This is a genomic window from Desulfofundulus salinus, from assembly GCF_003627965.1.
Classification (GTDB): Bacteria; Bacillota; Desulfotomaculia; order Desulfotomaculales; family Desulfovirgulaceae; genus Desulfofundulus; species Desulfofundulus salinus.
This window is the reverse complement of the sequence record NZ_RBWE01000001.1, coordinates 1,381,447-1,405,312: the sequence shown is the minus strand read 5'-3', so window position 1 is coordinate 1,405,312 and position 23,866 is coordinate 1,381,447. Positions and strand designations below refer to the sequence as shown.

Annotated in this window: 27 protein-coding genes and 1 riboswitch; of the genes, 1 reads left to right on the top strand and 26 read right to left on the bottom strand. The window is 58.9% G+C overall.

Annotation, left to right across the window (positions count from 1 at the left end; translation table 11 throughout):
* Window positions 1–53: 53 nt before the first annotated feature.
* The 4 genes from D7024_RS07175 to D7024_RS07160 form a co-directional block, all read right to left on the bottom strand.
* On the bottom strand, window positions 54–1,136 hold the full coding sequence (locus tag D7024_RS07175; RefSeq protein ID WP_121451168.1) for a M24 family metallopeptidase: 1,083 nt from the start codon (window positions 1,134–1,136) through the stop codon (window positions 54–56).
* Complete coding sequence (gene aroQ, locus D7024_RS07170) at window positions 1,120–1,575, bottom strand: type II 3-dehydroquinate dehydratase (RefSeq protein WP_121451167.1); 456 nt, start codon at window positions 1,573–1,575, stop codon at window positions 1,120–1,122. Before aroQ ends, D7024_RS07175 begins: the two co-directional genes overlap by 17 nt.
* 75 nt (window positions 1,576–1,650) lie before the next feature.
* Window positions 1,651–3,021, bottom strand: coding sequence for a TldD/PmbA family protein (locus tag D7024_RS07165; RefSeq protein ID WP_121451166.1), 1,371 nt, complete (start codon window positions 3,019–3,021; stop codon window positions 1,651–1,653).
* A gap of 65 nt (window positions 3,022–3,086) precedes the next feature.
* Complete coding sequence (locus D7024_RS07160) at window positions 3,087–3,299, bottom strand: hypothetical protein (protein ID WP_013823041.1); 213 nt, start codon at window positions 3,297–3,299, stop codon at window positions 3,087–3,089.
* 165 nt (window positions 3,300–3,464) lie between these two features.
* Between D7024_RS07160 and D7024_RS07155 the strand changes: the two genes are divergently transcribed.
* A complete protein-coding gene (locus tag D7024_RS07155) occupies window positions 3,465–3,743 on the top strand; it encodes a DUF3243 domain-containing protein (RefSeq protein ID WP_121451165.1) in 279 nt (92 codons plus the stop codon).
* A gap of 64 nt (window positions 3,744–3,807) precedes the next feature.
* Here the strand turns inward: D7024_RS07155 and D7024_RS07150 are convergent, their stop codons facing one another.
* From D7024_RS07150 to cobK, 22 genes are all read right to left on the bottom strand, one after another.
* Window positions 3,808–4,449 (bottom strand): Uma2 family endonuclease, encoded by a 642-nt coding sequence (locus D7024_RS07150; RefSeq protein ID WP_121451164.1) that lies wholly within the window; start codon window positions 4,447–4,449, stop codon window positions 3,808–3,810.
* Window positions 4,450–4,487: 38 nt separating this feature from the next.
* Window positions 4,488–5,906, bottom strand: a complete 1,419-nt coding sequence (locus D7024_RS07145; RefSeq protein ID WP_121451163.1) for a TldD/PmbA family protein — start codon at window positions 5,904–5,906, stop codon at window positions 4,488–4,490.
* A 194-nt stretch (window positions 5,907–6,100) separates the two neighbouring features.
* On the bottom strand, window positions 6,101–6,850 hold the full coding sequence (locus D7024_RS07140; RefSeq protein ID WP_121451162.1) for a type IV pilus inner membrane component PilO: 750 nt from the start codon (window positions 6,848–6,850) through the stop codon (window positions 6,101–6,103).
* On the bottom strand, window positions 6,847–7,629 hold the full coding sequence (locus D7024_RS07135) for a PilN domain-containing protein (protein ID WP_121451161.1): 783 nt from the start codon (window positions 7,627–7,629) through the stop codon (window positions 6,847–6,849). The genes D7024_RS07140 and D7024_RS07135 overlap by 4 nt, the downstream gene beginning before the upstream one ends.
* Window positions 7,626–8,690 (bottom strand): type IV pilus biogenesis protein PilM, encoded by a 1,065-nt coding sequence (gene pilM, locus D7024_RS07130; RefSeq protein ID WP_121451160.1) that lies wholly within the window; start codon window positions 8,688–8,690, stop codon window positions 7,626–7,628. Before pilM ends, D7024_RS07135 begins: the two co-directional genes overlap by 4 nt.
* Before the next feature lie 30 nt (window positions 8,691–8,720).
* Complete coding sequence (locus D7024_RS07125; protein WP_121451159.1) at window positions 8,721–9,215, bottom strand: hypothetical protein; 495 nt, start codon at window positions 9,213–9,215, stop codon at window positions 8,721–8,723.
* A 100-nt stretch (window positions 9,216–9,315) separates the two neighbouring features.
* The gene (locus tag D7024_RS07120) at window positions 9,316–10,674 is read right to left on the bottom strand and encodes a PilX N-terminal domain-containing pilus assembly protein (RefSeq protein WP_121451158.1); all 1,359 of its coding nucleotides are present in this window, start codon (window positions 10,672–10,674) and stop codon (window positions 9,316–9,318) included.
* 53 nt (window positions 10,675–10,727) lie between these two features.
* The gene (locus D7024_RS07115; RefSeq protein ID WP_121451157.1) at window positions 10,728–11,342 is read right to left on the bottom strand and encodes a PilW family protein; all 615 of its coding nucleotides are present in this window, start codon (window positions 11,340–11,342) and stop codon (window positions 10,728–10,730) included.
* Window positions 11,343–11,382: 40 nt separating this feature from the next.
* The gene (locus D7024_RS07110) at window positions 11,383–11,769 is read right to left on the bottom strand and encodes a prepilin-type N-terminal cleavage/methylation domain-containing protein (RefSeq protein WP_165859305.1); all 387 of its coding nucleotides are present in this window, start codon (window positions 11,767–11,769) and stop codon (window positions 11,383–11,385) included.
* Window positions 11,766–11,891, bottom strand: a complete 126-nt coding sequence (locus D7024_RS07105) for a type II secretion system protein (RefSeq protein ID WP_165859304.1) — start codon at window positions 11,889–11,891, stop codon at window positions 11,766–11,768. The genes D7024_RS07110 and D7024_RS07105 overlap by 4 nt, the downstream gene beginning before the upstream one ends.
* A gap of 253 nt (window positions 11,892–12,144) precedes the next feature.
* Complete coding sequence (locus D7024_RS07100; protein ID WP_121451154.1) at window positions 12,145–12,642, bottom strand: prepilin-type N-terminal cleavage/methylation domain-containing protein; 498 nt, start codon at window positions 12,640–12,642, stop codon at window positions 12,145–12,147.
* Window positions 12,643–12,763: 121 nt separating this feature from the next.
* Window positions 12,764–14,083, bottom strand: coding sequence for a type II secretion system F family protein (locus D7024_RS07095; RefSeq protein ID WP_243113725.1), 1,320 nt, complete (start codon window positions 14,081–14,083; stop codon window positions 12,764–12,766).
* Window positions 14,051–14,142, bottom strand: a riboswitch (cyclic di-GMP riboswitch). (Overlaps the previous gene by 33 nt.)
* A 68-nt stretch (window positions 14,143–14,210) precedes the next feature.
* Entirely contained in the window at window positions 14,211–15,296 is a 1,086-nt protein-coding gene (locus D7024_RS07090) for a type IV pilus twitching motility protein PilT (protein WP_121451153.1), read from the bottom strand.
* A 25-nt stretch (window positions 15,297–15,321) separates the two neighbouring features.
* The gene (locus D7024_RS07085) at window positions 15,322–17,016 is read right to left on the bottom strand and encodes a GspE/PulE family protein (protein WP_121451152.1); all 1,695 of its coding nucleotides are present in this window, start codon (window positions 17,014–17,016) and stop codon (window positions 15,322–15,324) included.
* 2 nt (window positions 17,017–17,018) lie between these two features.
* Entirely contained in the window at window positions 17,019–17,780 is a 762-nt protein-coding gene (locus tag D7024_RS07080) for a prepilin peptidase (protein ID WP_121451151.1), read from the bottom strand.
* A gap of 14 nt (window positions 17,781–17,794) precedes the next feature.
* The gene (gene aroB, locus D7024_RS07075; RefSeq protein ID WP_121451150.1) at window positions 17,795–18,898 is read right to left on the bottom strand and encodes a 3-dehydroquinate synthase; all 1,104 of its coding nucleotides are present in this window, start codon (window positions 18,896–18,898) and stop codon (window positions 17,795–17,797) included.
* A gap of 54 nt (window positions 18,899–18,952) precedes the next feature.
* Entirely contained in the window at window positions 18,953–19,471 is a 519-nt protein-coding gene (locus D7024_RS07070; RefSeq protein WP_121451149.1) for a shikimate kinase, read from the bottom strand.
* Window positions 19,472–19,514: 43 nt separating this feature from the next.
* On the bottom strand, window positions 19,515–20,786 hold the full coding sequence (locus D7024_RS07065) for a chorismate synthase (RefSeq protein ID WP_121451148.1): 1,272 nt from the start codon (window positions 20,784–20,786) through the stop codon (window positions 19,515–19,517).
* Window positions 20,787–20,871: 85 nt separating this feature from the next.
* Entirely contained in the window at window positions 20,872–21,828 is a 957-nt protein-coding gene (locus D7024_RS07060; protein ID WP_121451147.1) for a shikimate dehydrogenase family protein, read from the bottom strand.
* 23 nt (window positions 21,829–21,851) lie between these two features.
* Window positions 21,852–22,373 (bottom strand): YqeG family HAD IIIA-type phosphatase, encoded by a 522-nt coding sequence (locus D7024_RS07055; protein ID WP_121451146.1) that lies wholly within the window; start codon window positions 22,371–22,373, stop codon window positions 21,852–21,854.
* A gap of 22 nt (window positions 22,374–22,395) precedes the next feature.
* A complete protein-coding gene (gene mobA / locus D7024_RS07050; RefSeq protein ID WP_165859303.1) occupies window positions 22,396–23,073 on the bottom strand; it encodes a molybdenum cofactor guanylyltransferase in 678 nt (225 codons plus the stop codon).
* Between the two features lie 18 nt (window positions 23,074–23,091).
* On the bottom strand, window positions 23,092–23,853 hold the full coding sequence (gene cobK, locus D7024_RS07045; protein WP_121451144.1) for a precorrin-6A reductase: 762 nt from the start codon (window positions 23,851–23,853) through the stop codon (window positions 23,092–23,094).
* Window positions 23,854–23,866 lie beyond the last annotated feature (13 nt).

Here is a 23,866-nt window from a genome sequence, read left to right as displayed (position 1 = left end):
TAAACCTCCTTTAAAATATTTCATTAAACGGAAACACGGTTTTGCTGAATAATTTACACGGGAACAACGGGCAGAGGATCCTTTGGGGCGCGGGTGAGAATACGGCACCCCTGTTCCTCCACCACCACCATATCCTCAATCCGTACGCCGCCCCATCCCGGAAGGTAAATGCCCGGTTCCACGGTGATGACCATGCCCGGCTGCAGCACAGTTTCATTCTTTTTAGATACGGAAGGATCTTCGTGTACCGCCAGGCCCACGCCGTGGCCGGTGCTGTGCCCGAAGTTTTCCCCGTAACCGGCGGAGGCAATCACTTCCCGGGCCGCCCGGTCCACATCACAGGCCTTCACTCCGGCCCGCACGGCTGCCAGAGCGGCCCGCTGGGCGGCCAGCACCAGGTCGTAGATTTCCTTCTGGCGGGGATGGGGCGAACCCACCACCACCGTGCGGGTGAGATCGGAATTATAGCCCCGGTACAGGCAGCCGAAGTCCATGGTGACCAGATCCCCCTCGCGAATGACCCGGTGGGAAGCTACGCCATGGGGCAAAGCTCCCCGGGGGCCGGAAGCTACAATAGTATCAAAGGCACTTTTACTGGCACCCAGGCGGCGCATAAAACATTCCAGTTCCACGGCCACATCCCATTCGGTAACCCCGGGTTTCAGGTAGTCAAGGATATGCTCAAAAGCCCTGTCGGCCAGAGCCACCGCCCGGGACAGAAGTTCAATTTCCTCCTGGTCCTTGACCTGCCTTAATTCCTCGACCAGACCGTAGAGGGGGGTGACCGGGATGTTTTCCAGCTTCTCCTGGAGGGTGACTACCTGCCTATAAGTAAGGAAATCTCCTTCACAACCCAGCCGGCTACCCCCCCACTGGGGCAGTTTTTCAGCCAGTGCATCATAAAGGGATTCCTTGAACCCTACCACCTGACAAAGGGGGCATTGTTCTCGCGCCTGCTCAAAATAACGGAAATCAGCCAGAAAATAAACCTGCCGGGCAGTAACCACCAGGGCACCGGCAGAACCGGTAAAGCCACTTAAGTAAAACCGGTTTTCCGGACGCATCACCAAAAAGGCGTCCACATTCTCTTGAGCAAGTCTGGCCAGCAGGCGTTCAATCCTACCCTGCACGTCCATGCCCCCTGCTCCGTGCCAGTTCCACCGCCGCCCGAAGGGCCAGCCGGTAACCGAGCACACCCAGGCCGCTGATTTGACCGGCGGCTACCGGGGCAATTACTGAATGGTGGCGGAATTCTTCCCGGGCATAGATATTGGAAAGATGCACTTCGATTACCGGCAAGCCAATGGCGGCCACCGCATCCCTTAAGGCGATGCTGTAATGGGTATAGGCACCGGGGTTAAAAACCACCGCATCCTCTTTACCCACTGCCTGGTGGAGCCTGTCCACCAGTTCGCCTTCGTGGTTGGACTGGTAAAAGGTTACCTCCACCCCCAGTTCCCCGGCCAGCCGTTCAAGGGAAGCATTGATCTCGTCCAGGGTAAGGGCGCCGTAAACCTGGGGTTCCCGGCGCCCTAATAGATTTAGATTGGGACCATTGAGAACCAGTATTTTCACCCGAAGCACCGTCCTGCCAGAAGAGGATCGCAAAAAAAATTTTACCATAACCCAGAATAATTGCAAAGCCCGTTGTTAGTGGCCGCTGATGGACATTCCGGCCACCCTGATGGCCGGTGCCCCCCGCCCTCCAAAAAAGGTCAGATTACTGGCCACGCCATCCACCTGCTTGAGTAAATCAAGAAGATTGCCGGCTATGGCTACGCCCCGTACAGGACGGGTAAGCTGCCCGTTTTCAATTAAAATCCCTGCCGCTCCTACGGAAAAGTCGCCGGAAATGGGGTTGGCCGTGTGCATTCCCAATACTTCGGTTACATACAGTCCCTGTTGCGTGTCGCGGATGAGGTCCTCTGGGGAAATGGTTCCCGGCTGGATGAAAAAGTTGGTCGTCCCCACTTCCGGGGGGCTTTTAAAGGAGCCGCGCACCCCGTTGCCGGTGGATTTGACGCCGTCTCTGGCGGCAGTGTAAGTATTATGTAGAAAGCCGCGTAAAATTCCGCCTTCAATCAAGACCGTACGGCCTGTGGGCACGCCTTCGCCGTCAAAAGGAGCGGAAGCAATACCCCCGGCCAGGGCGCCGTCGTCAATGATGTTCACCAGCGGGGAGGCCACCTCCTGCCCCACCTTACCGGCAAAGGGCGACCGGTTCTTCTGCACTGCTTCGGCAGTAAGCCCGGGACCCAGGAGACCCAAAAAGCCCGTGACCACGTAGGGCTCCAGGATTACCGCCGCCCGCCGGGTGGTCACCGGTTTGGCCCCGAGCATGCGTACGGCGCGCTCCGCGGCTTCCCGCCCTACTTTGACGGGATTCAACTGATCATACTGCAGGCGGTAATCCATGGCAAAGCCCGTCTGGCTGTCGTTGTTTTCTTCAGCTACCAGCGACATATAAAGGCCGCAGTAAGCGCTCTGGTAAGTGGCTTGAATACCCCGGCTGTTGACCAGGGTAACCTCTACTTCAGCGTCATGGTAGGCGGCGCTTTCAATAATTTTAACCCGGGGATCAAAATCCCGGGCCGCCCTTTCCATGGCCCGGGCCAGCTCGATTTTTTCTTCCACCGTGGCCTTTCGGATGGCCGGGTCATAAAGGTTTAGTTCCGGGTAGGCGGAAGCGGGTTCAGGCAGCACCCGGTAAGGATCAGGGGCTGCGCTGGCGGCATTGCTCACGGCCTGGCGCACAATATCCTCCACAGCCGTTTTGGTAAGGTCGGTCGTAAAGGCAAATCCGGCACACTTATTAACCATCACCCGCAAGCCCAGACCCCGATCGCGGGCCAGCTTCATGGTTTCCACCTGTCCGTCCCGCACTTCAATGACCAGTTCCTTGCCGGCATTCAGGAATGCTTCAACCTGGTCGGCCCCCAGGCTGGCAGCCCGCTGCAGAGCATACCGGGCAATCTCCATAAAGTCGGCCAACGCAAATCCCACTCCTTTCCACGTCAACATAAGTATTATTCAATAACCGCCAGCCTATTCCTTTAGAGCCCAACAAAAAAACTGCCTGCCGGCAGCTAGTGTACATAAAGATTGGTGGTGAGAGCAAATATACCTCTTGGGGATACCGGGGCAAGTTCCTGTACTGAAGCTTCCACTATGGTGGTGGGGTCCAGCATGGCCAGAATGGCCACCCGTTCTCCGGTGCTCTGTTTGGTGTAAAAACCCAGAATACAAAACTGCATATCTTCCCCACATACCTTACGGGTCACAATATCACCAATTTTCATGCAGCCTACCCCCTGGATAAGGCCTAAAGTAAGCATACTCCCTATTCTTTTGTTACCATATGCCACTGTTTAAAGAGGTGTGTATTCCTTTTCTTGAATAAGACGGTGAAAAGAGGAACAAAATAGAAATAAGCCCTGCCAGTAATCAGGAGAGGAGTGTTAAAATTGGATATTCGCCAGGTTAGCACGGACTGGGATAACTGGAAACGTTTTCTCGGCCAGGCGGTGGAATTTGCGGAGGAGCTGGGCATTTCCCGGGAGCGCATTGTAAATCTGGCTCAGCAGGCCGGTCAGGTGCTGGCCGATCACGTACCCCCGGCCAACCCGGAACAAAAAGTGCTAAAAGAGTTATGGCAGGTGGCCGACCAGCAGGAAAAACAGGTCATCGCCAGCCTGATGACCAGGCTGGTTTCTGAGCGGCCGGGAAATTACACCGCGTTTTAAGAACAATTTAAGCAGAAAGATAAAACATTAAAAGGCGGGGTTCGGCAGTGAACCCTGCCTTTTGTTAAATCAAACCCAATTCTTTCAAACAGTCAATAGCTGAAGGAAGGGGTTCCTGCCACAGCCAGCTCACCTGCAGCCAGAAGCCGGGGATGGCCTCCGAACAATAGATCCCCTTTTCGTCCGGATGAATTGTGCGGTAGCGCCCTTCTTCAGCCAGCCTGTAAAATTCCGCCTGCCGCCGGTCCGGGTCGATAAGCCAGTATTCTTTAACGCCTGCAGCCTCATATTCCACATACTTCTCCCCCCGGTCCCGGGCCAGGCTTTCCGGAGAGGTTATTTCCACAATCAGATCGGGGGGGCCGTCCATATAGGTTTCCTTTAAAAGAGGTAGCTTTTCGTTGCTTACGTAAAAAATATCCGGCTCCCGGCCCCGGCGCAGGCTTTCTGGCAGGCGCACCAAAAAAGGAGCGGTCAAAACATCTCCCAAGCTCTGCTTTAGAACAAATTCCCTTAGCAAGGTTGATAATAAGGCAGTTATTTTTTGATGCTTTCTGGCTGCCGGCGTCAATATAACGACCTCCCCATCCACCCACTCCGCCCAGGTATCTTCATCGCACCAGGCCAAAAACTCCTCAAAGGTGATCTTGCCTTCCGGCAGCGGCCTGGTTTCGTAAACCGGTGCTGTTTCCTTAAGCCGGCTCATTATTGCCCCCCCTTAGCTTTTGCCTGTGACCGACGGTCCTACAGGCGCCGGATCCTGCCGCTGGGCCGGCTGTGGCTTGTGCCGCCCACGATGAGCTCCTTGATGGCCATGGTGGGCTGGGCGTCGCTTACCGGTACCCCCTGCCCGTCCTTGCCGCAGGTACCGATGGTGAAGCCCAGGTCCTTGCCGATCATCTCCACGATGCGCAGGACTTCGGGGCCGTTGCCCGTTAAAGTAGCACCACGCACCATGGGGCCCACTTCCCCGTCCTGAATCAGGTACCCCTCGGCCACGTCAAAAACAAAATCCCCGGTGGTGGTATTCACCTGGCCGCCGCCCATTTTCTTCACCAGAAGACCATTTTTTGTCTCCCGGATGATCTTTTCCGGGTCCATCCTGCCCGGGGCTATGTACGTATTGCCCATGCGGGGGATGGGTTTGTGCTGGTAGGACTCCCGGCGGCCGTGGCCGTTGGATGCTTTCCCTTCCCGCGAAGCGGTGAGCCGGTCGTACATGTAGTCCGTAAGCTCGCCTTTTTCAATCAGGGTTACTTTCCGGGCCGGCACTCCCTCGTCGTCAAAGCGGTAGGAACCGTAATGGCCGGCCATGCTGGCGTCATCGATAACGGTAACAATGTCGGCAGCCACCTTTTGACCCTTTTTGCCGGCATAAACCGAAAGCTTCTTCTGTACCAGATCCGCTTCCAGGCCGTGGCCGCAGGCTTCGTGAACCATGGTCCCCCCGGCCTCCCCGGCCATCACCACGGGCATTTTACCGCTGGGGGCCTCCTTTGCCCTGAGCATCTCCACGGCCCGCCGGGCCGCGATTTCCGCCACCGACTCGGGGTGATAACGCTCCAGCAGCTCAAAGCCGGTCAGGCCGCCCACGGCCTCGTAACCCGTTTGAATGGTCGGCCCCTCGGCGGCCACCACCTGCACCATCAGGCGGGTGCGGATGCGCTCGTCTTCCACATATTCACCGGCGCTGTTGGCAATGATCACCTTCTGGACCACGTCCCCGTAGCCCACCATTACCTGCTTGATTTTCTCCACATCCACGGCCCGGGCGGCCCGGTCGGCGGCCTGGACCGCCTCCACCTTGCGTTCCGGCTTGACCGCATCGGGACGCTCTGCTATAGAAAAATCCACCAGTGGCCGCACCCGGCGCAGGTCCAGGTGGTAGTCCTTTTTCTCCCCCCGGGAAGCATGACTGACAATGCGGGCGGCCTCGAGGAGGCCTTCCCTGCTCAGGTCGTTGGTATAGGCATAGGCCGTGGAATCACCGTTAATCACGCGGATGCCGGCACCCATGTCTATGCCCGAATGGACCCGCTCAATCTTGCCGCCTTCAAGGCCGACACCCGTAGCCCGTTTGTGCTCGACAAAAATATCGGCAAAATCTCCCCCGCTGGCCAGGGCGAGATCCAGAACTTCTTTCAACAACTGTTCGTCGACCAAAAAGAATCACCTCCTGGTGGGATTAATCAATGCACATTAAGTAATATTGTTAGTAAGAATTTAACATTTATACCTCTTTACTATAACCTAAATTAAGCCCATTTCTTTAAAACAGGCAATGGCAGATGCGGTGCAACCGGGGTTTTGAACCGACTTTTTACAAGATTATACCCTGAGTTATCCCCACTTTCCAACTACCCTGTTTTGGCTCCCGCTCGCTCCGGTGCAGACGCCGGAACAGGCTCCCGGCCAGCCGGCTCCGCCGCCTGTTCCGGCAATGCAGGAGAAACAGGCGGCCGGCCTGAAAAGAAGGGGTTGGAACGGCCCAGGGCCCAGCGTCTGACCTCCTCCAGCTGCAGGCGCCCGGCGGGAGTCGGCCGGGAGTAGAGCAGCAGCGTCGTACTTGCCGTCACCGTACCATCGGGCAGTGCCGGGGACTGTCCACCCGCATTTTCAGGCTCGTAACGGGTAATTTGAATATTGCGCAGCTCACTCAGGTTGGGGAGATTTTCCAGATAGTCGATCACCAGCGTCACCTGGGGAAACAAACCTCTCAGCTCTATTTCCACAGGCAAAACCAGCACATATCCCCTGTCCACGATGGCCAGCGGTTTAAATTTCAACACCAGTACCCGGTTTTTTTCCGTCACACGGCTGAACTGAACGAGAAACTGGCCGTCCTGCATATCGGTGTTGAATCTGTTGTTCAGCTCCAGAAAACGCTTTCTGGCCTTTTCCAGGACCTTTTTTTCCTCTTCCAGGGAACCGGCCCTGGCGGACAACCGGGAAATGAGGGCCCTGGCTTCGTTCAACTCGGTTTTTGTCTTCTGGTAAGCCTGGATTTGGGTCATTATTACGAAACGGTAACCGGCATAAATAAAGGCCAGCAACAGTAAAAGAATGAGTATGGTTCTGGTCTTCTTATCCAGGCCGCGTGCCATCAACCCCCACCGCCCCCTTTTAGGCGGGCGGAAATACTAAAAGTGGCGACGCCCTTTGTCTCATCGTATTTAATTTCGTTCAGGTCAACCCGGGAGAAATAGGGTAGTTTTCCCAGGTGATAAATGAATACCCCCACGGCGGCCAGGGAGGTAGTGTTGCCTTCCAGGGTTAAAGTATCGGGCGGCTGGGGAATGGCATTCCCGTCCTCGCGCCGGACCTGGCTGCCTGCCTGCCCCGGCTGCCCGGTTTCCCCGCCCTGGCTTGCCGGCACGGCTGCCGGTGCCCCGGGCTGAGCGGATACCTGCTGGAGTGCATCATGCTCCAGGCTGCTCTGCAGCAGGGAGGGAACGGAACCCGGTTTTTGAGCGGTGGCGGGTCCGGTCACATTCTGGCCTGCTCCTGAAACATTTCCAGCCGCCTGCAATCGCAGAGCAGTCAGCCAGATTTCCCGGGGGACCACTTTATTGAGGTCCAGCAACATTCTGGACCAGGTGTGCCTTTGCTGGAGCAGGCGTTCCAGTTCACCGGACGCCGCCTCCAGCTCCTGGCGCTGTTTCTTGAGCTCCTCCAGCCGGGCAACCGTTTCCTGGAGTTTGGGCACCTGCCGCTTGACGGCAGCCAGCTCAATACGCATGTGGTGAAAATTTATGCCCCAAAAGACACAGGCAGTAACAAGCCCCCCTGCTGTGAGGGTAGCCAGTGAAATCAACAGCAGGCGTTTCGGTTCCAGGACGGGCCCGGGTTGCAGTTCCGCAGGCAGGAGGTTAACCCGGTAATTCACTTTAGCACCTCCCGCAAAGCCAGGCCCACCGCCACGGAAAAGCCCGGGTCCAGCACCTGGGGAGTATTCTTAACATCCCGGAAGGGCAGCCGGGGAAAACCGGCCGCCACTCTTATTCCCAGCTGGTCAGCCAGATAAGCAGGTAACCCCTTGATTTTGCTGAAGCCGCCGGTAACCACCAGGGTTTCCACCGGGTTGTCCCGCTCCTGCAGCTGGTAAAAGTCCAGGGAGCGGCGGATCTCCCGTACCAGCTCCCCCAAAAGTTCGAACTGTGCTTCATCATAACCGGCATATTCACCGGACAGTTCTTCCGCAGCGGCAGCGGCTTCCCCGCCCGGTATTTCCTCACCCCCGGGGGGTGGTGCAGGTTCTGCCGGTGCCGGTTCAAAAACGCCCGCGGGCAGCAACCTTCCCAATTCGACCGGCAAAGAACGCACATAAACCAGTTCCTGTCCTTTTAAAACGATAAACTGACCGGAAGAAAAACCCAGATCCAGCACTGCCCGTACCCCACCGTCATGAACCGGGTATCCAAAAGAACCGTGAAAGACCCGCCACAGGGCCAGGTGATGCAGGTCGATGGCCGTAACCTGCAGGCCGGCCCGGTCGAAGGCCTCGTAATAACGGTAGACAAGTTCTTTTCTTACGGCCACCAGGAGGACATGAAACAGCCCGCTTTCTCCGTTCTGGCTTTCCCCAAGCACCACGGGCCGGATTACCAGTTCATCGACGGGCAGCGGCACCAGTTTCTCCGCCTCCCACACGACCGCCTGTTCCAGTTCCTTCATTGGCATTGCCGGCAGGCGCAGCTGCCGGGTAATCACTCCTTGCCCCCCGATGGCGGTAATTACCTTTCTTCCTGCTCCGGGTGCAGATTTAAAGGCCGCCTTGAGAGCTGCGGCCAGTTCATCAGTCCTGTCCTCTTCCAGGTGCTCCATGCCGGGGCTCAAGTAACGATGCAGCAGGTTGCAGATCACCCTCCGGCGGCAGCAGGAAAGAACCGCAATTTTGATTTCGCCCGCTCCGATGTCAACAGCAGTAAAAGTTTTGCTTCTGAACATTGGTGACCTTCCATTATTAAATAATCTGGATTAACCTGCCGGAGGCAGAGGAGAAACTCGCACCCTTCCGGTAACAGGGGCGACAATGACGTAATACCGTCTTCGGGTCAATTTTTCACTCAAGGTAACCGTCCCGCCACCGGAAATGGGGATCCCCCGCAGGTTAAATTTAAGCTCATTGGACGGAAAATTTGTCGAGACCAGGTCCAGGTAAACAGGGAGACACTGCTTTTGTCTGGATACATTATTAATCATTAAATGATAGGCGTCGTTGAAAGGATCAAACTGTATGCTGTAAGTAGACATGGTATCCCCTGCGGAAAGGGCCTGTTGCTGCCAGCCGCGAATATCTGTAGCTATCTGGCGGGCGCTGGTGTACAGGGCGTACTTGCTCAAACCGTTAAGTACGGCGGGCACCGCAATTAAAAGCAGGGTGGCACTGATGGCCGTGGAGACAAGAACCTCGAGTAAAGTAATGCCCCCGGGCGAGGATATAACTTTTGGGAACGAACACTGCCGAAACATGCATATATTTTCGTGGCGAAAGTAAAAAAGTCCTGCTTAAAGGAAACCCTGAAATGGATATGTTACCAAATTTTCAGGACGTACGGGCAGGCTCGGGAAATCAAAATACGGGGTATTCCTCCTGCCAGGAAATAATTTTCACAGTGACCAGGTCTGACGGCAGGACGGGAACGGCGTTCTGGATCAGGTCATTATCCTGGATCAGGCTTACGTTACCACTGACATCAAAAGATTGGGCAACCACCGTCCCCCTGATGGTACTGCTCCCGCCGGCTTCGAACCGGCACGCATATATAACGGCGCTGACGTTTTCATTCCCGTGTACGCTAACCGTACCGTCTACATGCAAAACCAGGACGTCCCGGCCTGCATTTGCCGGCTGCAAATCGCCGCTGATCTCCACGTTCCCTTTAACGGCAATAACCCATTTCCCGCTGTATGTACCCTCAAGCCAGAGTTCCTTTCCACCGGTGTCCAGGTAATAGGTCCCGGCAGACCTGCCGGTAAGATTGCTCTCGAACCTGTTTCCCGTTTCGGTTACACCCAAACGGGGATAGCCCTGGTAGGCAGCCACTTTTCCCGCTGGATCCAGAAGGGCGGCCGGCTCTACAAGGGCAGCAATATTTTCCCGCGGGCCGTCCAGCCGGGGTACCTGGCCGTCATTTTGAATGATAAACGTGCCCGCCGGATATTGCGTGGCGGGGGTGAAGTAGGTCCCGCCGGGGGAGAAAATCACGGTGCCTGAAGAATTATCGATGGCACCGTCTGCCTGGAGGTAGCCCGGTGTTTCAATGCGGCCGTGTCTATTATAGAGGTTGCCTCCCACCAAAAGGCTGCCTCCGGACAAAATGTTGATGCTACCATTTTTATTATCCAGATTGCCCTTCACCACCACCAGCCTGGAATTGGTAAGGCTTATACTGGAGCCAGTTTCCAAATTGCCGTTAATCAACAAGTTACCGCTAATAGATACGTTGCCGCTTAAGTTAGGGGAATTTCCGGCACAAAGGGCGTTCTGCAGCACGGGAGTAGCCGTGCGCTGCACCCGCACTTTGAGTGCCTTGCGGGCGTTGCCCGCCCGCCCCTCGGCCAGGATCTCTCTGGTGCTGGCGTCCACCGGGTTCACGGTAATTTTGGAAATCCGGCCGTTCCCCAGCACGATTGGCGTGGACGGCGGCCCGGCATCAAAATTCCCGGCCAGCCGGACGACCATCATTTCCACTCCCGCCTCGGCCAAATAAAGGGCCTGGGTCATGGCTACCTGGCTGGCGGACATTCTTTTGTCCACCGTGGTCAGCTGGACCAGGGAGCCGGCAAAGACCAGGAGCAGGAGGGTGAGCAGGATCACCGTGACCAGGGCCGCGCCTTTTTGTGCTCCGGCACGCATGTTTTTCCAGAAAGCAGGGAGCCTCCGGCATACCTGCCCGCTCTCGAATTTTCCCTTTTGCCCGCCGGTCAATACAGGTCGCCCTCCCAAATCACTTCCATACAGAACATCTATTCCCGGAAAAATCAATTTTGTTCGCGCATCATCCGCACGGTCACACGGGAAGTTAAGACAAAACCGTTGGTGCCGGTGAGCTTTATCTCCACCGTAGCCGGCAAGCCGGTAACTCCCTGGAATGATACCGCCTGAACCCGCCCGGCCACGGGATTATTCCCTTGCCAGGAGGCTTTATCAGTGCTGGTGGCCCGCTTGATCTCGCCGCCGTAAAGATAATACTTGATGTATTTTGTATTGTCCGGGCTCTTAAAAATGATGTATGATTGGGGATTTATTTCGTCCACCCCTGCACTGACCCTCAGTTCCCGGGTCAGCCGGTCCATGGCCAGCCGCAGGTTCTGCTGCACGTCAACCTGCTCGTCGCCTTTTTTCCAGTTGAGCATGGTGCTGTCGACGACGAAATAGGCCGCCCCCAGGATTAAAGAAAGAAGGACGGCCGTCACCAGAACCTCGATCAGCGTCAGGCCCCGGCGGTCAACCGCCAGTCCCGGCAGGGCGGCCCGCCGACCAGAGGCCGGTGTATCAGCCGTGCCATATTTTACGTACCCGGCTCCTTTAGCGGTTATAGCCGCGTTATTATCGCCAACCGCTCTGCGCACTGCAACTTTTTTAACCGGTCCCATCAGGCCTCGTCCCGCCAACTCATCAAATTTGCGCCGGCCGTCATCCCCTGCGTTTCAGCGTTACCAGTTCCAGCTGCCGCTCCCGCCCCTGGTGCCGGTAGTGGACGTTGACCCGCACCTGGACCAGCCGATCATCCGGCTGATAGGTCTCTACCGAATATGTGTAAGTATAACCGGACGCGCCGGGAAAGGGCCGCGGTTCATCCTGCCTTTCGCCGCCGGCAAGGGAGCCGGCCAGCAGTTCCTCCATCACGGCCTGGGCGGCGTTAACGGCCACCGTGTCCTCCCAGGCTGCTTTAGCCGCCATTTTGCCCGAAACCATCAGATTTACGGCAGTGGCCGCCACCAGCACCAGAATGGCGGCGGCCACCAGGACCTCGATCAGGGTAAAGGCGCGGTCATGTCTGGAAAATGTACGCATAATCATAACCATTCCTCGTCTACTACATGAAGCATTGCAGGCGTACTTAAAGGTTCGATGACCACCAGAAGCTCCACCAGGGTGAAGCCGCGCTGATCGCGGCGCAGGTTTGATAGACGAAACCTCACCGGCTCACATCCTTCCCCGGAAGAAATCGCATCTACTCACCACCCACCCCTGCCGGAAAATGGCGGGGCAGATTAAGGTGGGGCCGGGTAGCCTGCCCCGGCACCCGAACGCCGCAGGCAGACTACTCCGACCGCGCAATATCTCCGTTGCATGCTCGCTGCTTTTACTCAAAGATTTCACCGGTACTTTGCTCTAGCCGCTCTCTTACTTCAGAGAAACGACACAACATCACTTTTATAACATTACAACTTCTTAGTCCTTCGAGATTAGAATGTCGACGGTGACAGTAGCACCCGAACCGTCTATCTCGACTACATCATTGCCAAGGTCAGCTTTCATTTTAGTTGCGGCGCTGGAGGGGACAGAATTAAGTTCAAGACTTCTTTTTGAGCTTTCATTTTTAAAAGTATAAGTCCCGCCCCACGGGTTCTTGCTGGGCCAGCGCTCCAGGTAGGGGCCGTTCCAGCCAGCGGGGTTCTGGGAAGAATCTGATTTTCCTGTAACAAAACACTCTGTTTCGTCGGACCAAGAATTATCAGTAGCCATAGGCCATTTACCTGTATCTGTATAGTAGTTCAGCGCCGCCGCCTTGATGGCCTTGTAATCCGCTTCCGCCGCCGCCACCTTGCCCTTTTCAATGGCCTTGAAGGCGTTGGGGGCGATGATGGCGGCCAGGATGCCAATGATGGCGATGACCACCAGCAGCTCCACCAGGGTGAAGCCGCGGTTGTCCTTGAGTTTTTTGCGCATAGTTTTTCCCTCCCCAAAAAGTAGTGTCTTAATAAAAAGGGTTGTCAATTAAATAATTGACCTGGAAACGGTGCCTAAACGGCCGGTTAGAGTATGTAAGAACACCTTTGAAACCACCGCCCTACCTGCCCAGCCCCTGCATCATGCTGGTGAACATGGGCAGGAGCACCGAAAGGACGATGAACCCCACTATGCCGCCCAGGAAGACAATCAGCACCGGCTCCAGCACGCTGGAGAGACGGCCCACGGTGATGTTCACTTCCTGGTCGTAAAAGGCGCCGATGCGGACCAGCAGCGCGTCCAGGCTGCCGGTTTCTTCCCCCACGGCAATCATGCGGATGACCAGCGGGGGGAAGATGCCGCTTTCTTCCAGGGGGCCGGCCAGGCCCTGCCCCTCCCGCACGCTCTCCTGCGCCCTGGCCACGCCGGCCGCCACCACCTGGTTGCCGGCGGTTTTCTTCACCACTTCCAGGGCCTGGATGATGGGCACCCCGCCTTTGAGCATGGCGGCCAGGGTGCGGGCGAAGCGGGCAATAATTATTTTTTTCAGCACCGGTCCGAATACGGGCATTTTCAGGACCAGGCGGTCCCAGATCTCCCGGCCCCGGGGCGAGGCCCGCAGGCGCTGAAAGCCAAAAGCCGCCGCCAGCGGAAACAGCGGGAGGAGGTACCAGTAGCGCCCCACCAGGCGGCTGGCTCCCATCACCACCCGGGTGGGCAGGGGCAGGGACACACCCAGGTTCTGGATGGTATTGATGATGGGGGGCAGGACGAAGGTGAGCACGAAGGTGAGGATGACCACGGCAAAGCCCAGGACCATGGTGGGGTAGGTGAGGGCCGACTTCACCTTTTCCCTCACCTCGTGTTCCCTCTCAAAATGTCCGGCCAGGCTCTCCAGCACCTCGTCCAGCACGCCGCCCACTTCCCCGGCCTCCACCATGCTGATGAAGATCTCGGGGAAGACCGAGGTGTAGGCGCCGAAGGATTCGGCCAGGGAGTGTCCCTGCTCCAGGCGGGCGGTCACCCCGCGCACCACCTCTTTGAGCACCCGGCCCTCCACCTGCAGCTCCAGGATGCGCATGGCCCCCACCAGGGGCACGCCGGCGCTGACCAGGGTGGAAAGCTGGCGGCAGAAGAGGGCCAGCTCCCTCAGCCTGACTCCACGCCGGAATGAAGGCAGCCGCATAGGCAGGCTGACGCCCCCCCGCACGGCCCGGATCTGCACGGGGATGAGCCGCTGGCCCTGCAGTATCCTGGCCGCCTCCCTTGGTCCGCTGGCTTCCAGCCGGCCGGAAACCACCCTGCCGGTTAAATCCCGGGCCCGATAGGCATAGACGGGCAAAGCTCCCCTCACCACCTCCCGGAAATAAAAATCCAGGCGACGCGCCTGGAAGTACGTGCCGGAAAGTTCGGCAGCCCGGCTGCCATGGCGGCCTTGCATGCCGCTTTAGGCCCGCGGCTTTGCGCCCCTGCCTTTCGGCAGGTTTGCCTTTTTTCGCTTTGCCGCACTCTTCCTGAAAACTATCTTAACGGCAGCTGCCCTGCCAGTCAATAACCAGCTGGTTGTTTTAAATCATTTTTAACAAATTTTCGGCATCAGCCGCCCGGGCCAGGGCCTCCTCCCTGCCGATCACCCCTGTACGGACGAGGTTTCTTAAAGCCATATCCAGCGTCTGCATACCGTACCTGGCCCCGGTCTGCAGGTGGGAGATAATCTGGTGGGTCTTCCCCTCCCGGATGAGGTTGCGGATGGCCGGCGTGGCCACCAGGATTTCCAGCGCCGCCACCCGGCCGGGACGGTCCCTGCGGGGCAGCAACTGCTGGGCAATCACTCCTTCCAGGGCGCCGGCCAGCTGCAGCCGGACCTGCTGCTGCTGATGGGGCGGGAAAACGTCGATGATGCGGTCGATGGTCTGGGCTGCGCTGGTGGTGTGCAGGGTGGCCAGCACCAGGTGACCGGTTTCGGCGGCGGTGATGGCCGTAGCGATGGTCTCCAGGTCCCGCATCTCCCCCACCAGGATGACGTCGGGGTCCTCCCGCAGGGCCGCACGCAGGGCGGCGGCAAAAGAAAGGGAGTCCCGGCCGATTTCCCGCTGGTTGACCAGGCTCTTCTTGTGCCGGTGGACGTACTCGATGGGGTCTTCCAGGGTGATGATGTGCAGGCGGCTTTCGCTGTTGATGAGGTCGATCATGGCCGCCAGGGTGGTGGACTTGCCGCTGCCCGTGGGCCCGGTAACCAGCACCAGGCCCCGGGGCCGCCTGGCCAGGTGGGCCACCACCTCGGGCAGGCCCAGTTCATCGAAGGTGGGGATGCGCTCCGGGATGAGGCGGATGGCCAGGGCCACCGTACCGCGCTGCTTGAAGGCGTTCACGCGGAAGCGGCCCACTCCCGGGATGGCGTAAGACAGGTCGCTCTCGCCCACCTGCATGAACTGCTGGAACCGGTCCCCGGGGATCAGCTGGCGGGCCAGGGCCTCGGTATCCCCGGCGGTGAGGACGGGCAGATCCTCCACCCCCGGCACGGCCCGGGCGCCCAGCTCGTCGGCCGCAAAAAGCTTCCCGTGAACCCGGAAGACGGGCGGACGGCCGGCAGTAAGGTGGATATCGGAAGCTTTCAGCTCGAAGGCCAGCTTTAAAAGTTCATCGGCATGCATTCCGCCGCAACACCTTCCTTTTCCGTCACCACTCGTTATAGGCCACGCGCATCACTTCCGCTATGGAGGTGATCCCCTGCCGGGCCTTGTCTATTCCATCTTCCTTCAGGGTGACCATTCCCTCGGCCACCGCCTTTTCTTTGATCACATCGGCAGAAGTTTTTTTATTTACCAGCTCCCTTATGGCCCGGGTCACGGGCAGCACCTCCTGGATGCTCGTCCGCCCCCGGTAACCGGTGTGGTTGCAGTGGTGGCAGCCGGCGGCCCGGTAAAGGGTCACCGGCTCACCGGGCGGCAGGCCCATGAAAATCCTCTCCGGCGCGTCTTCCGGGAGCTGGTAGGGCTCCCGGCAGCGGGGGCAGAGCAGGCGCACCAGGCGCTGGGAAACCACGCCTACCACCGAGGAGGCCACCAGGAAGGGCTCCACCCCCATATCGATGAGGCGGGTCAGGGCACCCGCGGCGTCGTTGGTGTGCAGGCTGCTGAGCACCAGGTGGCCGGTGGTGGCCGCCCTCACCGCGATCTGGGCCGTCTCCCCGTCCCTTATTTCCCCCACCATGATGATGTCCGGGTCCTGGCGGAGGATGGAGCGCAGGCCGGCGGCAAAGGTAAGCCCGGCTTTCACGTTGATCTGGGTCTGGTTGATCCCCCGCAGGAGGTACTCCACCGGGTCCTCTATGGTCACAATATTGCGCTCCGGGGAATTCAACTGGGCCAGTACCGCGTACAGGGTGGTGGTCTTGCCGCTGCCGGTGGGCCCGGTGACCAGGATCATGCCGGAAGTGCGATGGATTACCTCTGTAAAACGCTCCAGGTTGTAGCGGTGGAATCCCAGCCGGTCAACGGGCAGGATCCGCCCGCTCTTAAGCAGCAAACGCAGGACCACCTTTTCCCCGTGAACCGTAGGCAGGGTGGATACCCTCACATCTATTTCCTGTTCCCCGTACTTAACCTGAAACCGGCCGTCCTGGGGGAGGCGCTTTTCGGCAATGTCCAGGCCGGCCAGGATTTTGATCCTGGTAGTAAGGTTGGAGCGGATATGCCGGGGCAGAGTAAGGGCTTCCCTCAACAACCCATCCACCCGGTAACGCACCAGCACCCGGTCCTCCTGTGGTTCAATATGAATATCGCTGGCCTTTTCCGACACCGCCTGGGCAATGATGGTATTGACCAGGCGCACCACCGGTGCTTCCTCCGGGGGCACCTCATCCCCCGCCGCCAGGGTGAGGGTCTGGATTTCCCGCTCCTCCGGGGCGGCCGGCTGGCCGAAGGCCTGCTCCACAAAGGTAAGGCCGAATACCTTCTGGAGGACGGCGTCGATTTCCTCTTCCCGGGCCAGCACCGGCTCCACTTCCAGCCCGCTGGCCAGGCGGATGTCGTCCAGGGCAACCAGGTTCAGGGGGTCGGACATGGCCACGATCAGCCGCCGTCCCTCTTTTTTCACGGGCACCACCTTATGCCGGCGCAGGACGGCCTCGGGGAGAGATTTGATCAGCACGGGGTCGACTTTGTCCATCAGGGTAATCTGGGGAATGCCCAGCTGCATTTCCAGGGTGTTCAGGATGTCCTGCTCCGTGACCAGGCCCAGGTTGATGAGAACCCGGCCCAGGCGCTCCTCGGTCTGCTTCTGCACCTCGAGCGCCTGGTTCAACTGCTCCCGGGTAATCAACCCGGTTTGCAGAAGGAGGTCCCCCAGGCGCTTTCTGGTGTAAACGGCCATTTTCAACCACCCCACAGGTTCAGATACCAGGAAATAAGCTTATCCCCTGTCAACACGGCCAGCATGGCTCCCGATGAAAGAAACGGGCCGAAGGGGATGGCCGTTTTAAGGGTCCTCCCCGTCCTGAGCGCCCATAAAACCCCCACAACCGCACCCAGCACAAACGCCAGGAACAGGGCCACCAGGGTCTCCTGCCAGCCCAGGTACCATCCGATGGCAAAGGCCAGCTTCACGTCCCCACCGCCCATGCCGCCCCGCGAAAACAGGGCCACGATCAACAATATTCCGCCCCCCAGCACAGAGCCTATGAGGCCGTCTTTGAGAGCCTCCGCACCCTGGAGGGCGGCCAGGGGTATGCCGGTGGCCAGAGCAAACAGGGTGAGCCGGTCGGGGATGATCCGGTGGTCCAGGTCAATGAAGCTGGCCGCCACGAGGACGGAAAACAGGACCAGCAGGCCGGCAGTATGAACGTGCAGGCCGTGTTCCCGGGCAATCAGCAGGAAGCCGGCCCCGGTCAAAAGCTCCACCAGGAGGTAGCGGGGGGAGATCGCCCCGCTGCAACGACGGCACCGGCCCCGCAGGAAAAGATAGCTCACCACGGGGATTAAATCCAGAGGGCCCAGGCGTGCGCCGCAGGCCGGGCAGTGGGAGGGGGGCGCCAGCAGGGACATCCCCCGGGGCAGGCGGTAGATGCATACGTTTAAAAAGCTGCCGATACAAAGGCCGAGGAGGAAAGAAAAGAACCAGAACCAGGGCAGCGGCAAGTGACAATCTCTCCTTAAAATTTTAACTTTTGATTACAGCATAAACGCAAAACCCGCCCCACCGCTTCTTCCGGCGCGTCCCGGACGATCTCCACCCGGCCTATTTCCACCGGCAGGACGAAGGTAAGCCGCCCGGCCAGCACTTTCTTGTCCCGGCGCATGGAGGCCAGCAACTCGCCCGGAGAGATCCCGGCGGGCACTTCTACCGGCAGACCGGCCCGGCGGATAAGGTTGATTACCCGCGCGGCGTCTCCTTCCGGGAACATCCCCAGGGCCACCGCCAGCCGGACCGCCGCCGCCATCCCGATGGCCACCGCCTCCCCGTGGCGGTATGTGGTGTAGCCGGTGAGGGCCTCCAGGGCGTGGCCCAGGGTGTGGCCGAAGTTGAGGATGGCCCGGCGGCCCTGTTCGGTTTCGTCCTCCTGCACCACCCGCGCTTTAATGCGGCAGGAGACGGCCACGGCATGGGCCAGGGCCCGGGCCTCCAGAGCCAGCAGACGCTCCAGGTTCTCCTCCAGCCAGGCAAAGAAGGCCTGATCGGCAATGACGCCGTACTTGATCACCTCGGCCAGGCCGGCCCGCACCTCCCGCGGGTCCAGGGTCTTCAGCACATCCAGGTCGGCCAGGACCAGCCGGGGCTGGTAGAAGGCGCCGATGATGTTCTTGCCCCGGGGGTGGTTGACGGCCACCTTGCCCCCCACGCTGGAGTCCACCTGGGCAAGCAGCGTGGTGGGCACCTGGATGAAGGGCACGCCTCTTAGGTAGGTAGCGGCCACAAAACCGGCCAGGTCCCCCACCACCCCGCCCCCCAGGGCCACCACGGGGCTCCGCCGGTCCAGTTCGCGGGTGTAGGCCAGGTCGTAGAGCTTTTCGGCCGTGGCCAGGCTCTTATATTCCTCCCCGTCGGGTATCTCCGCCCGGATCACCTCAAAACCGGCATTCCTGAGGGCGGTTTCGGCCACCGCGCCGTAAAGGGAGCCCACCACGGGGTTGGTAATGAGGAGCACCCGGGGAGTTAATTTGAGGACTTTCAGGTACTCCCCCAGCCGGGGCAGCAGGCCGGTGTCAACGTAAATGGAGTAACTGCGGGCGCCAAGATTTATGTAAACTTCCTGCATTGATGATGTCCTTTCTTCGGTATCCCTTTATGTTCTTCTACGTTTTGTACGGTTTCAAACAATTCCGCGTTCCTTCAGGTAGGCGATGATCATCTCCACCACCTCGTCGATGGTGTGCCGGCCGGTATCCACGGTGAATTCCGCCACCGCGTAGGCGCCTGCCCGGGCGGCCAGCAGTTCTTTGATCCGGGCCAGGATGTCCCCCGGGCCGTTTAACAGGGGCCGGTTACGCTTGCGCTTCACCCGCTGGTAAATTACCCCGGGGTCGGCCACCAGCCCGATGAGTACGCCGTTCTGCTGCAGTGCCCGCACATTTTCGGGGTTCAGCACCACCCCGCCCCCGGTGGCCACCACCAGGTTGTCCCTGGCGGCTACCTTCTTCACCACCAGGGCCTCCTCCGAACGGAAACGGATCTCCCCGTCCCGAGCAAAAATCTGGGGAATGGTTTTGCCGGTAACCCGCTCTATCTCCTCGTCGGTATCCACAAATTCCCGCCCCAGGCGGGCAGCCAGGCGCCGGCCGACGGCACTTTTCCCCGTACCCATAAAACCGATCAGGACAATATTTTTCATTTCCTCTCCTCCGCCACACTCCCGTCCTACCCGGCAATCATCATCATATCCTGGTCTTGAGATAATCAAGGTATTGCTGATAATTTGCTTTCATTTCCTGCAGGGTGTCGCCGCCAAATTTCTCCACGCAGGCCGCCGCCAGTTCCCAGGCCACCACCGCCTCGCCCACCACGCAGGCGGCCGGTACGGCACAGACATCGGAGCGTTCCACCGAGGCAGTAAAGGGTTCCTTAGAGGCCAGATCCACACTGCGTAAAGGTTTATATAAGGTAGGGATGGGTTTCATGGCCGCCCGCACTATCAGTGGCTCACCGTTGGTCACGCCCCCCTCCAGGCCGCCGGCCCGGTTGGTGCGGCGGTGAAAACCCCTCTCCCGGCTGTAAAATATCTCATCGTGCACCTGCGAACCGGGCAGGGCGGCACCGGCAAAGCCCAGCCCGATCTCGACCCCTTTGATGGCCTGAATGCTCATCAGCGCGCCGGCCAGGCGCCCGTCCAGGCGGCGGTCCCAGTGGACATAGCTGCCAAGGCCGGGCGGCAGGCCGTAAACCCGGATCTCAAAGACACCCCCCAGGGAGTCCCCGGCTTCCCGGGCCCGGTCGATTTCACGCATCATCGCCTCTGCCGTCTCCCGGTGGAGGCAGTAAACGGGGGAAGCATCCAGAATCTCCCGCAGCCGGCGCAGATCCACGCCCGGGGACCCGCCCGGCCGGCCGGGCCCGCACCCACCATCTTCCTCCGCTTCATCCGGCCCTTTACCGGCCCCGCCCGGAGGGGTGGACGGCATTTCCCGGATTAAGTCCAGTTCCGGTGCCGCTACCGGCCCGATACGCACCACATGACCGATGATCTCTATGCCCAGTTCCTCCAGAAGACGGCGGGCCACACTGCCGGCGGCCACCCGGGCGGCCGTCTCCCGGGCGCTGGCCCGTTCCAGCACGTTGCGGATATCCCGGTGACCGTATTTTAAAGCCCCGGCCAGGTCGGCGTGGCCCGGCCTGGGCCTGGTGACCACCCGCTGGTCCAGCCGGGCAGCAGCACCGGGATCCATAATCTCCTGCCAGCTGGCCCAGTCCCGGTTTTCGATGTACAGGGCTACGGGGCTGCCCAGCGTAAAACCACCCCTGACTCCGGCCAGAAAACGCACCCGGTCCTGCTCGATCCGCATGCGGCCGCCCCGGCCGTAGCCGCCCTGGCGCCGGGCCAGTTGCCGGTTTACATAATCTTCCGGCAGGGCCAATCCGGCGGGTAACCCTTCAATGATGACCGTCAAAGCAGGACCATGTGATTCTCCGGCTGTTAAATAACGCAACATGCGGAATGTTCCCCCTTATTTCAACAAGCTCTTCTGCAGGTCATCCACCCGGGGTGGTGGGCGCTCTTACGTACCGCGAGCAGGATCAAAAAGGCAGAGCCCGGCGCATTACTTCCACCGGGGCCTCCTCCCCGGTCCACAGTTCAAAGGCCAGTACCCCCTGGTACAGCAGCATGCCCAGGCCGTTATATACCCGGGCGCCGGAACGGGCGGCCCGTTCCATAAAGAGGGTGCGCGGCGGGTTGTAAACCAGATCCACCACCGCCTGTCCCGGCCGCAGGCAGTCAAAAGGGAAATCCGGGCAGGTGTCTTCCCGGGGGTGCATGCCCAGCGGCGTGGTTTGAACGACCAGATCCACCAGGGCAACCAGTTCTTTGATATTGCCGTTATTTGTATCCAGAACGAAAGTGCCCTTTCCCTCTTCAGGATCATGGCCGCCCGGCGGCTTCCTCTCGAGTCGTTCAGGCAAAACCCGGTCATCTTTCGCCGGCCAGGGCACGGCCCACGCCCGGGCGGGTGTCTCCTCGTTAATCAGAGCGGCCAGTTCTGCCGCCCGGGAAAGGGTGCGGTTGGCCACCAGCAGCTGCTTAACCCCGGCCAGGGCCAGGTGGACGGCCACCGCCCTGGCCGCGCCCCCGGCTCCCAGGAGCAGTATCCGTTTGCCGGCAGGATTAAACCCGGCGTCATCAGTCAGGAAGCGCACAAAACCGGCCCCGTCGGTATTGTGTCCCACCAGGCGCCCGTCCCGGTGAACGATGGTGTTCACCGCCCCGGCCAGCCGGGCCCCGGCGGTCAACTCATCAAGATAAGGTATAACCTTTTCTTTGTGGGGCACGGTCACATTGACCCCGGCCAGGTTCAGCGCCCGGATCCCGGCCACCGCCCTTTCCAGCTCCCGGGGAGGCACGGCGAAGGCCACGTAGACAAAATCCAGGCCCAGATGCCTGAAGGCCGCATTGTGCATGACCGGCGAAAAGGAATGTTCCACCGGAAAGCCGAAAAGGCCGCAAACCCTGGTGCGACCGCTAATCAGTTCGCTCATGGAATCCCCCATTTACAGAATAGTTAGCGGGCAACCGACCCACCCGACATTTTCCTGGCCAAATGCCAGAGAACCACTTTTTCCAGCCGGCGGCTGAAGAGCCGTGTGGCCCAGAATTCACGACCGGGAAGGGGAACCACCAGGATGGTATAGAGGCCCAAACGGTTGCCACCCAGCACATCGGTAAAAATCTGGTCACCAATGACGGCAGTCTGGTCAGGGGTCACCCCGAGCAGTTTCATGGCTTGAATGAAAGGACGCCTGGCAGGCTTAACCGCCCGGTAAACCGCCGGTATGTCCAGGGATGAAGCTAACGCTTGAACCCGCGCAGGAGAATTATTTGACACAATACAAAGCTTGAACCCGTGTTTTTTTGCCTTCTTTATCCACTGCTTTATCTCATCGGGACAACAATCCTGATCTCTGGGAACAATAGTGTTGTCCAAATCCAGAAGAATGGCGTAAATACCCTTTTCTTGCAGTTCAGCCAGGTCGATATCAAAAAGTTTAGCCACATACAGTTTGGGGTAAAGCAGCTTGAACATTCTGTTCTCCTCTACATAAAGGCTAATCCAGCAGTTGCAATGCTTTCTCCAGATCACGGGGTGTATTAATATTCATAAACACTTTATCAACATCGGCAACAGCCGACAAGTCCCCGCGTTCAATATATTTTACCCGTACGGTAGAAAAAAAGTCCACTACCCTCGCCCGCAAACCCTTACGCAATAGTGAATCGATAGGCTCATGGCAACCCTTGCCGTAAACAGCAAAAAGGGGCTCCAGGTAAGGGCCATCCCGCACCACCACCACATCATACCCTGGTGCCTGGCGTGCCAGGTAAAGGGCCAGTTTGGGATCGACAAAAGGCATATCACAGGCCACCACAAATATGTAAGGGGTGGCGACGGCTGACAAAGCGGCATGAATGCCGGACAGCGGCCCTCGCCCTGGGTAAATGTCCCTGATAACCGGCAGGCCGAGATAATTATAGCTGGCGGGGTCGTTACTGACCAGTATCACCCGGGGAAAGGCTTCCTGCACCCGGGCCACGACCCGGTCCAATAACCTTTCCCGGCCGAAGTGAAGCAGCGCCTTGTTGGCACCCATGCGGTTGCTGCCCCCACCCACCAGGACTACCCCCGTAACCGTTCCGGCAAAACAGCGATCACCGCCCGCGGCCGGTATGTTGCATTCAGACGTGGGACCGGCAGGTCCCACCCCTTCCCCATGTTTCATTCTCATCCCCATTTCCCGGTCAGGCTATCCCAGATACCGTTGTACCAGACGGAGTACCTGTTCGTATGTATAAACCATGTTATTTTCCGCCGGTGGCGTACGCTTGATGATTACCACCGGCAGCTTTAAGGCCAGGGCGGCCTTGATCTTGGTATCGGTGGTGCGGCCACTATCCCTGGTTACAATGACATCCGCCTTGTAGGCCTGAAAGATGGCCCGGTTAAAACGGGTAGAAAAAGGTCCCTGCAGGGCCACGATATCCCGGGGCAAAAAACCTAAATCCTGGCATTTTTTAATTATGCGATGGTCCGGCAGTACCCTGACCACCAGGCGTTTTCCCTTCATGACCGGAGAACGCACAAAAAGTTCTAAATTATTGCTCCCCGTGGTGAGAAAAATAGTATCCCCAAGCCGGGCAGCTGCATGCACCGCTTCGTTCCAGGAATCCACGGGGTGAATAAGCGGATCATCCGGCAGGGTCGTTTCCTCACGCTGATAGCGGACATATGGCACCTGCAAATTATTGCAGGCCTTCCGTGCCATTTCGGACAAAGGACCCGGGAAAGGGTGGGTGGCATCCACCACCATGGCAATACCGCGCTGCTTCATCTGCCCGGCCAGATCAGCCACACTTTCCGGGGCCGGCAACACCTCCACCACCCCACCCATGCCGGCCATGGTACCCCCATAAGCCGTCAGGGCGGTAGCCAATACTGGATAACCACCGGCACTAAGCAAAGATATTAGTTCCCGAGCCTCCGTAGTTCCGTAAAGAACTAAAATCATTGTACTCACCTGG